The following is an 8,328-nucleotide window of genomic DNA, read 5'->3' as shown; positions in this document are numbered from 1 at the left end:
CGTAATGTACGAAAATAATCCGCCCTGATCCGAAAAAGCGCCCCGCATGCGAACCCCCGACGATCCATGATCGATATAGAATCATCAATCGCAGCCCCTGACGAGGGCTTTTTCAGCAGACTGCTAGAGGTTAGCATGCAAATTACCTAAGCGCTCCAGCCCCTGCTCAATGAGAGATATTGGAAGATAGCTGAAACACAGGCGCACGTGACGGCCACTTCGTGGGCCATAGTTGCGACCATTTATAAGGTGCACGTCGTGCTCGCGGCTCGCAGCTTCAATAAACATCTCCGGATCCGTACCCGCGGTAAGCCGTACCCAGAACGAGAAGCCCCCGCTTGGCACCGTATATTCCGGCTCGCAAATCCGGCTGCGCTGCAACAACCTATGCACGCTGTCTCGCTTCGCTTGGTAGTGCTCGCGTAAGCGTGTTATGTGCGCGTCAAGAGCGCTCGATTGCAACAACCCCAAAACGACATTACTCAAAACCGGACTTACGCCGCCGTCGGGTTTGAGGTGCGCAAGCCTGTTGATGATGTCGGACTCCGCAAGCACCCAGCCTACCCGTAGCCCCGGTCCGGCAACTTTTGAGATGCTATGGACATTGATCACGTTGTTGCCTGGCGCCAGCCAATGCACTGGACCGTTATAGGGCAACTCAGCATAGACAAGATCCTGCACCAAGAGAGCGCCACTGCGGGCTAGCAGGCCCGCCAACTTGGCCACATAGTCGCACGACATCTGGCGCCCGGTTGGATTATGAAATGCTGGCATCGTGTAGAAAAGCTTCACCCGGGCATTGGTCTGCAGCATTGCCTCGACTTCGTTCAGATCCACTCCCTCTGCGGCCAGACCTAGCTGGACCACGGTTGCACCCGCGATCGAAAACGTACGCAGTGCGCCCAAGTAGGAGGGGTCCTCCGTCAGGACCACGTCACCGGGGTCAATCCAGCCATCGGCAAGCAATTGTAAAGCCTGTGAAGCACCACCCGTAAGCATAACTTGGTTATGCCGCACGCCGTACCTCAGTGCGAGCTTTGTACGAAGTTCGGGCAAACCCGCCGCATCCGTATACTGCGGCAGATCGGCGGGAGCGACACCTGTACCTCCGTCAAACGCGCCTGGCCACGGCAGTTCTGCAAACATCACCGGGTCGGCCAGCGCGTGGCCGAAATTGATACCATGTTTCGCAGTTGAGGAGTTGAATGGCGCAAAGCCCTGAGCGACAGCGCTGCGTTTTGAGATGCGCGAATTCATGGCTTCGTCATTCGGATCTTCATGATTGCCAAATCTGTTCTTTGCAAAAGCGCTTATTGTACTCCGCGGCAAAGTTTGCGGGTATTGGCGCGCTGAAACGGGGAAAGTCCACCGACGTCTTTGGCTGGGCTGCTACGGCTGATGTCTCGAGGGACGGCCGCCACGCACCGCCAAAGTAGTGCTGGCCGTAGCCCATCGCTAGCTCAGGTACTACGGGATAGAGTAGGCTCAGGAACAGCGAGATCTGCGCAGCATTCCATGTCCAACCGTCTGCATGTGCAAAGCCAGCTAGCTCGAAGTACTTGTCGATGATATCAAGCGCATCCCAGAAACGCAGTGTGGTGACCGCATCGGCGTAATCTTCAGCGAAGCGGCGGAAATTCGGGGACAGTTCGGTGCTCTCTACTGTGCGTGCGTTTTCTGCATACCGGCGTAACGCATCTTCCCAGACCCGAATGCGTGAGGCTGCCGAGATGAGCCCGTCGAGGTCAAAATCGTTTGCGTCGGTTCCAAACGGCTTGGCCACTCGCGCCAGTGCATAACGGAGTACGTTTGGCCCCACCTCGCGCGCCACTTCATCGGCCCAAAGAGCATGATCACGACTGGTGGAAAACTTTTCGCCTTCCAGCTTGTAGAAATCCTGGACGGAGTGATTTTTGGGAATTGGGTAGCCGCGCGCGAGCAGAGCGCCGGCCACACCTAGCGTGTAATAGAAGCGGTTATCTTGCCCCATGAAGAAAAGAAGCTCGGTGTTCTGGTCGTGCAACGTCGCGTTTGCGTCCAGACCGGCGCGGGCGCATTGCTCGCGAATTCCGGTGTCGAAGCACCAGAGGCCCTCAAACCATGTAAGCAGCGTTTGGCCGATCAGAGAGTCAGGCTGTTTTACCTCCACACCGTGCCTGAAATGGCGGGTCATCGGCAAGCCGCGCACCTCCCGGTGTAGCCAAGCGCGCGCCTTGGCGCGTATCGGCTCGGGCCATGTGCTTTCTCCAATGGCTTCGTGCAGTGGGCGAGCGAGACGTGGCATGTCGAACACGGCCTGCGTGATGGGTCTTAGCACAAGATCGCGGCCGCAGGTGACGTGCCGTGCGTCACGGATTGTGTCGTGCTGAAGAGCCAGCCCGCAGTTCTCACACAGATTGCTGTCGCAAGGCGATGAGCAAGCCGGGCAACGGCCAGTTGCGAGCGAGTCCGTAACGAGCTCATCGCAATGGTCGCAATACAGTTGGACGCCCTGCCGTACGTCGACGTAGCCGGCCCCTTGCAGCTCGCGGAATATAGCTAGCGCATTTTCCTTGTGAATCGCGCTAGATGTGCGCACGAACACATCGGGAGTAATTTGCACGGCGCGCAAACACTGTAAGATCTGGTGAATGTATCGTTCTGCGACCTCGCTAAAGGATTGGCCGAGCTTTCGTGCCGTTTCGAGCGTATATGTGCCGTGCTCGTCTGAGCCAGTGATGTAGTAGGCCCGATGGCCGGTCATGCGTTGAAAGCGGACGAAAATATCAGCGAGTAAATACACGCCGCCGATGTGACCCAGATGTAGTTTGCCGTTAGGGCAAGGCGGCGCGGGACAGACAAAATAGGTGCGCACGTCAATCCCACCAAATCGAGATAAACTTGAGAGCGCTGTCTTGGCTGATATTACGGATAGTGTGCGTCTGATGTGGCGACATGTAACACAAGGTCGTTTCGCTAACCTCACGGACCTGACCGTCGACTTCGAATTCTCCACGACCAGAGATCAGCACCCAAAGTTCGTGCTCCTGATGATCGTGCGGGTCGACCGCATCGCCTGGAGCGAGCTCCACGACTGAAGCGCCAAATGCTGGGCTGAGACCCTCCGGGAGATGCTCCAAAAGGCGCCAGACCAGAACGCCGTATTCGGTTCGCATCAGAGAATGATCGGCCTGCTTCGTGTACACGTTGGTCTTCCTCAAACGTGGCTATCAGTCGCGATAGAATATGCCATTGGGAATCTTCAGGTTTTCAAGATCCGCCACCGCTTCCTCTGGTGGGTTGTAGGCGCGCTTCATGCGGTTGTATTCGGTGCGTGTCGGACCTCCAGTGGATGCGCGCTGGAACACCAAGTGAATCGCACGACGCGACCGATCGCTCTTGTTTGGCAGTGAGTAATGGGGCGCATAATCGTCGAAAATGAAAGCATCGCCAGCCTTCAAGTGCACCGGCTCCCATGTGAAGGTTTCGGCGATCTCCGGGCGAATCACGCCGCCGGCATCCATCGGAAACACTCCTTCCTTATGGCGAGCTGGCGTGAAGAAAAGCCCACCGTTACCCGGGTCCGAGTCGTCCACGGCAATGGATGCAATTGCGTGCACCATGCGTTCGGGTATCTTGTGCGGGATATGATAGATGTCCTGATGTGGGCGGTATCCGCCGCTGTCCGGATACTTGAAGATCAGAAGTTCCTTCAACATCCGTGTTTCCTCATTCAAGAGTGTCTCGACCGCTGTACGAATGCGGCCATCGGCCAGGAGCGCCTCCCGTAGAGGGGCATGGTAGTCTAAGAAGTTCTCGGCCTTGGAGATAATCTTGCGGCTGTCACTCGTCTTCTCGAACCACAACATCCACTTGTCGGAGCTTACATCCCAACGTGCGACTTCCTCAACGAAACGAGAAATCTTGTCGCGCGTGGCTGGATCGAAGAACTGTTCCAATCGAAGATATCCATCCTTATGCCATTTCGATTGTTGTGCCTCAGTCAGCATGTGTGAGCTCCTTCGTAAGATGAGACGGATCAGTTGTGCTTTACCCCAGGCGGCTTGCTAGCACCGCATTAAGAGCGGTCGCGCTCAATAGGCTCAGCAACATCACGTCAGGGCCGAATCCACGGACCAACTGCCCTCCGACCAGGGGAAAGCCGAAGAGCCCGAGGAAGTATGCGAGCGTAAAGATCTGCGAGGTAGTGGGCACGGAGACGCCGTGCTCGCCGGCAAGATTGACGGCTATCGTGTTCAAGGTTGAATAACTTAACCCATAGCCGGCGGCAAAGAGGACGGTGGCCGCGATATAGAGTGAGGTGCTGCCACCATTGAGAAGGAACAACACCAGAGACGCAGCGGTCAGTAGGATGAGCGTGAGCGCCAGTCGCTGTAACGGCAGGCTGCCCATGAGGTGAGCGACCGAGAAGCGTAGTACCACGCTCGTAGCAGTAAAAACGAGAAAGAACAGATCGGAATTCAAGTGACGTGATGCGGAATACGCGCTCTGATATGTGGACAGCCCCGCGAACATGCAGGCTGAAATCGCAATCATGGCGATGGGGAGTGCTGTGCACTTCTGAAGCAGTGTCGTAGTCGCGGCCAGTGTAATTTCGACATCCGGCATCGGCACTGCCGATAGCCTCGACATCGCGCGTCTTGTAAGGTCTACGCAGGCGGCTGCGATCACGCACGCAATCGCAAGCACCGCATAAATCGTGGCCAGCGAACCAGTGTATTTTGCAAGCAAGTGACCAAGTGGAGCCGCTAGGCCGAGCCCAGCCATTTGTGATCCGGATAAGACAGTCAAATACTGAATACGTGCTGAGGGACGTAGATGGCGGATGATCTGCAGCGGTGCCAGAATGAAGAACACTGACCAAGAAGAGCCCACCAGTAATCCTCCACCGTACGCCGCTCGCCTATCGAGGGCAGCGCCGGCAAAGGCCAGCATGGCTAAGGCCATAAATAGCGAGGCGACAGTCAACGTGGGCAATAGGCCTATCCGCTTTGCCAGCCAGCCTGCCAAGCAACAGGAAACGAGAGTGGCAGCCATGCCGCTGGAAATAATAAGACCCGCGGCTCCACTATCCGTTCCGAGCGCATGCATGTAGTCCGGCAATAGAAAGCTAGTGCCGTAAGCTGCTGCAATGATAATGGAGGCAATCAAAAATGGTGCAAAGGCGCGGTAGTCGAGCGTGCCTGAAAGCTGGTCGGCGGCTTTAGCCGTTCCATCCGCAATCCGGCCCCGCAGCGGTGAGGTCGAACCGCCGTTCATATGCTACCCAGTCGGGTTGATGGCATCGCAACCACACCGGCGTCTCGTTCAGACGTGTCCGAAGGTGCGTAAACCTCAATCATCTGCCTGTCGGATGTATTCAAATAGAACGGTCGGCCGAGGAGGCTATTAATAATCAGGCTGTTGCGGTACGCGACCAAAGATAGATTGGCGCTCTGCAATCCGTGCTGCACGCGGCTTTGATTTTGTAGATATATTGGTCCTGGCATGTGCCGACTGAAGCGGACTGCGTAGTCCGGGCCGAGTACGGGCAGGCCGTCTTCCATACACGCGCCTTCGAGGAGGGCCTGCAAGAAGGGCGGCGTACGTGGCTGGAAGCCTGTAGCAAGCACTATACGATCGACGAGGATGCAGCTATTTCGCTGCGTTGCGATCTCATTTAGATCTACTCGCCAGCGCTTGTTGTGGGACGTGACGTCTTTCACGACTACGCTGGACAACACACGAAATCGGTCGGCCAGCGTGCCATCCAGGCTGCGTTCGTACAGCATTTCATATAGGCGGTTGCACAAATCGACAGAAATACCATCGCTCGTAAGCATCTCGCCCTCGACTATGTTCCGGCGTTGCTGAAGCGGTAGAGCGTGAAAGCGACGGCTATAGGCGGGCGTGTAAGCCTCATTCACGAAACTGTTGTCGTCGATGGCAAACAAGTTCGAACGCGACGTTGCCCACGTGATCTGGGTGGATACAGAACGAGTAAGAATATCCTCGATGATCTCAGCCCCGCTCTGACCGCCTCCCACAACGAGCACATGCTCGGCTGCATACGGTAGCTGCCGCTCGAGATAGTCGGCTGCATGGTAGACGGTGTCACATAGCAAAGATCTGGCACAGGCCGGGATCTTGGGCTCTACGCCAACGCCGACAACAACGGCGCGCGCCAAGTATGTGGTTGTATTCGTGCTGATGCGGTAGCCATCCCTAAAAGGAACAACATCCTTGACTTCCTCGGAGAAGCGGAGCGTATTCAGTCGCCCTGCGACCCACCGGTAATACTCAATGAACTCCCGCCGGGACGTTGAAGCATTGCGCTTGTTGACAAAGCTGTAGAGCCGACCATGCAGTGCCAAATAGTTGAGGAATGAATATGGGCTAGTAGGATCGACCAGGGTCACGCAATCCTTGAGCGGCGACACCTGTAGGCGACTGTTCGGCAGCGCAAGGCCTGGATGCCAAAAGAGTGCGTCTCGCTTCTCCAGGAAAAGTGCGCGGAGCGGAGTAGGTTCAATAAGCGCTGCGAGGCTAAGGTTAAATGGGCCGATGCCAATTCCGATGAGGTCCAGCATTTCCATAGAAGTCTCTTTGAGCTCGTGTAAGTTCTTGACGTTGGCGCTCGTGTAAATTCTGCTCGGGTCCGGGCGCGTCGCTTCATTACTGAAGCACGTTCGTGTGACTTGGGATGGGGCAGCGGCTTGGCCCGCAATGGCGCGTCTTGCAAGCCGTCTGCTGAAACCTCTCATTCGTGGGAACACTAAAGTCCGGCTGCGACCATCTTCACCCACCCATCCGGTGGTCTCTGCTCATCAGCAATCGCCGTGCCAGCCACAAAATCTCGACTGCGCCTCGTTGGACGAGAAGAACATGCCCACCTACAGCATTTCGTGCGGAATTGCCCCGGCAGCTCCGTCGGATTTACGACATTGAGGCGGCAATCGGACATCCACATACGGAATACCGAGCGCACGGATCCATGGCTGAGAAACGAACACACTGTGAATGCTCATCTACGCCGACAGTGCTCAAACCATCATGATCTTTCCACGCATTGTCAGCCCTTCAGGCCTCGCAGACCGCTCGTCTGTGGTGTCGCACCAGGAGAGCTGCGTCGCACTACGCGGGCAGCAGACATCTTCGGCTCCGCAATGTTGGCAGTTTCTCAGGTAATGGCGGTGGACAGTTCCGCTTTGGCTGATTGCGGCGGCCTTTTTTGGGCTTAGCCAAGAGGCCGGTGAGCGTAAACAACAAACAGCGCCGCCAAGCGCGAGGAGTTTCTGGTGACGGAGCCTTGCCGACACGCGCCCGTGCGGGCGATCTTCTGATTGGCTAACGTGCGGCACACACCGGCTTGTGCGCTTTCGAAACGTGAGTAGCCTCAAAGCATGTCCTGTTCTAGTAAAAACCTCCGGCCGCAGCGCGCGACCGGAGGCTTGCGTTGGAACGTTAGCACATCGTTGTCCAGCGTTAACTGCTCCTTGCCAGCGCCGTTAACACGCCAGGTTATGGTCCCCCTGGCATTTTCTTTAAGCCACGCACTCAGCGCACGCAGACGTGTAGCTCGCTTCTGCGCAGACTGCCCGAGCTCCGCAGTCGGGTTTCTAAGGTCCTTCAAGGCTTGGCCGAGCGTGGTCTTGAACCGCCCCGGGTTTGCCGGAGGCTCCAGCTCCTAGAGGATGGAGCCATGACGAGCAAGACGACGAACAGATTTTCACCCGAGGTCCGGGCCCGTGCGGTTCGGATGGTTCTGGATCACGCGAGCGAGCATCCGTCCCGCTGGGCGGCGGTGACCTCGATTGCGGCCAAGATCGGCTGCACGCCGCAGACGCTGCATGACTGGGTCAAGAAGGCCGAGGTCGACAGCGGGCAGGCGTTCCGACCGACATGGCTGAGAAGCTGAAGGCCCTGGAACGGGAAGAACCGTGAGCTTCGGCACGCCAATGAGATCCTGCGCAAGGCGAGCGCCTATTTTGCGACGGCGGAGCTCGACCGCCGGTCCAAGCCATGATCGCCTTCATCGACGATCACCGTGGGACGTATGGGGTCGAGCCGATCTGCAGGGTCTTGCCGATCGCCCCTTCGACCTACCCCGCCCATGTGGCCAAGCGGCGCGATCCGACCAAGCTGTCGGCGCGCGCCAGGCAGGATGAAATGGACCCGCGGAGCGGGACCGCTTGAACCGGTTTGTTAGTTGGAAACTGACTGCTCCTGATCCCTTTCTATCACGCAGCCAGAGACGCTGTCTGCTGCAGTTGCTGTGGGCATGTGGTCAACGCGGCAGCGTTGTCCACCATGTCCACAGCCTTCGCGGCCTGCATCCGTTCGCGCCAG

6 protein-coding genes, 1 pseudogene and 1 other annotated feature are annotated in these 8,328 nt (G+C 57.2%); of the genes and pseudogenes, 1 reads left to right on the top strand and 6 read right to left on the bottom strand.

Going from position 1 to position 8,328, the window contains the following annotated elements:
* Positions 1-123: 123 nt before the first annotated feature.
* The 6 genes from ACZYOF_RS40430 to ACZYOF_RS40405 are packed head-to-tail and all read right to left on the bottom strand — an operon-like array spanning position 124 to position 6,575.
* Positions 124-1,257 (bottom strand): aminotransferase-like domain-containing protein, encoded by a 1,134-nt coding sequence (locus ACZYOF_RS40430; RefSeq protein ID WP_394569720.1) that lies wholly within the window; start codon positions 1,255-1,257, stop codon positions 124-126.
* Between the two features lie 19 nt (positions 1,258-1,276).
* Positions 1,277-2,854 (bottom strand): class I tRNA ligase family protein, encoded by a 1,578-nt coding sequence (locus tag ACZYOF_RS40425; protein ID WP_028169264.1) that lies wholly within the window; start codon positions 2,852-2,854, stop codon positions 1,277-1,279.
* A gap of 1 nt (position 2,855) precedes the next feature.
* Positions 2,856-3,185 (bottom strand): cupin domain-containing protein, encoded by a 330-nt coding sequence (locus tag ACZYOF_RS40420; protein ID WP_028169265.1) that lies wholly within the window; start codon positions 3,183-3,185, stop codon positions 2,856-2,858.
* A 24-nt stretch (positions 3,186-3,209) separates the two neighbouring features.
* The gene (locus ACZYOF_RS40415) at positions 3,210-3,989 is read right to left on the bottom strand and encodes a phytanoyl-CoA dioxygenase family protein (RefSeq protein ID WP_028169266.1); all 780 of its coding nucleotides are present in this window, start codon (positions 3,987-3,989) and stop codon (positions 3,210-3,212) included.
* Positions 3,990-4,029: 40 nt separating this feature from the next.
* Positions 4,030-5,259: an MFS transporter gene (locus tag ACZYOF_RS40410; RefSeq protein ID WP_051397365.1), complete on the bottom strand. Its 1,230-nt coding sequence runs from the start codon at positions 5,257-5,259 to the stop codon at positions 4,030-4,032.
* Positions 5,256-6,575 (bottom strand): lysine N(6)-hydroxylase/L-ornithine N(5)-oxygenase family protein, encoded by a 1,320-nt coding sequence (locus ACZYOF_RS40405; RefSeq protein WP_155255674.1) that lies wholly within the window; start codon positions 6,573-6,575, stop codon positions 5,256-5,258. Before ACZYOF_RS40405 ends, ACZYOF_RS40410 begins: the two co-directional genes overlap by 4 nt.
* A 1,106-nt stretch (positions 6,576-7,681) precedes the next feature.
* Here ACZYOF_RS40405 and ACZYOF_RS40400 point away from each other — a divergent pair.
* Positions 7,682-8,145: pseudogene (locus ACZYOF_RS40400) on the top strand (transposase); the annotation flags it as partial.
* Positions 7,960-8,076, top strand: a sequence feature (AL1L pseudoknot). It overlaps the preceding pseudogene by 117 nt.
* Positions 8,146-8,328 lie beyond the last annotated feature (183 nt).

The organism is Bradyrhizobium sp. LeoA1Lang, from assembly GCF_055413685.1.
This window is presented reverse-complemented; position numbering and strand designations above follow the sequence as displayed.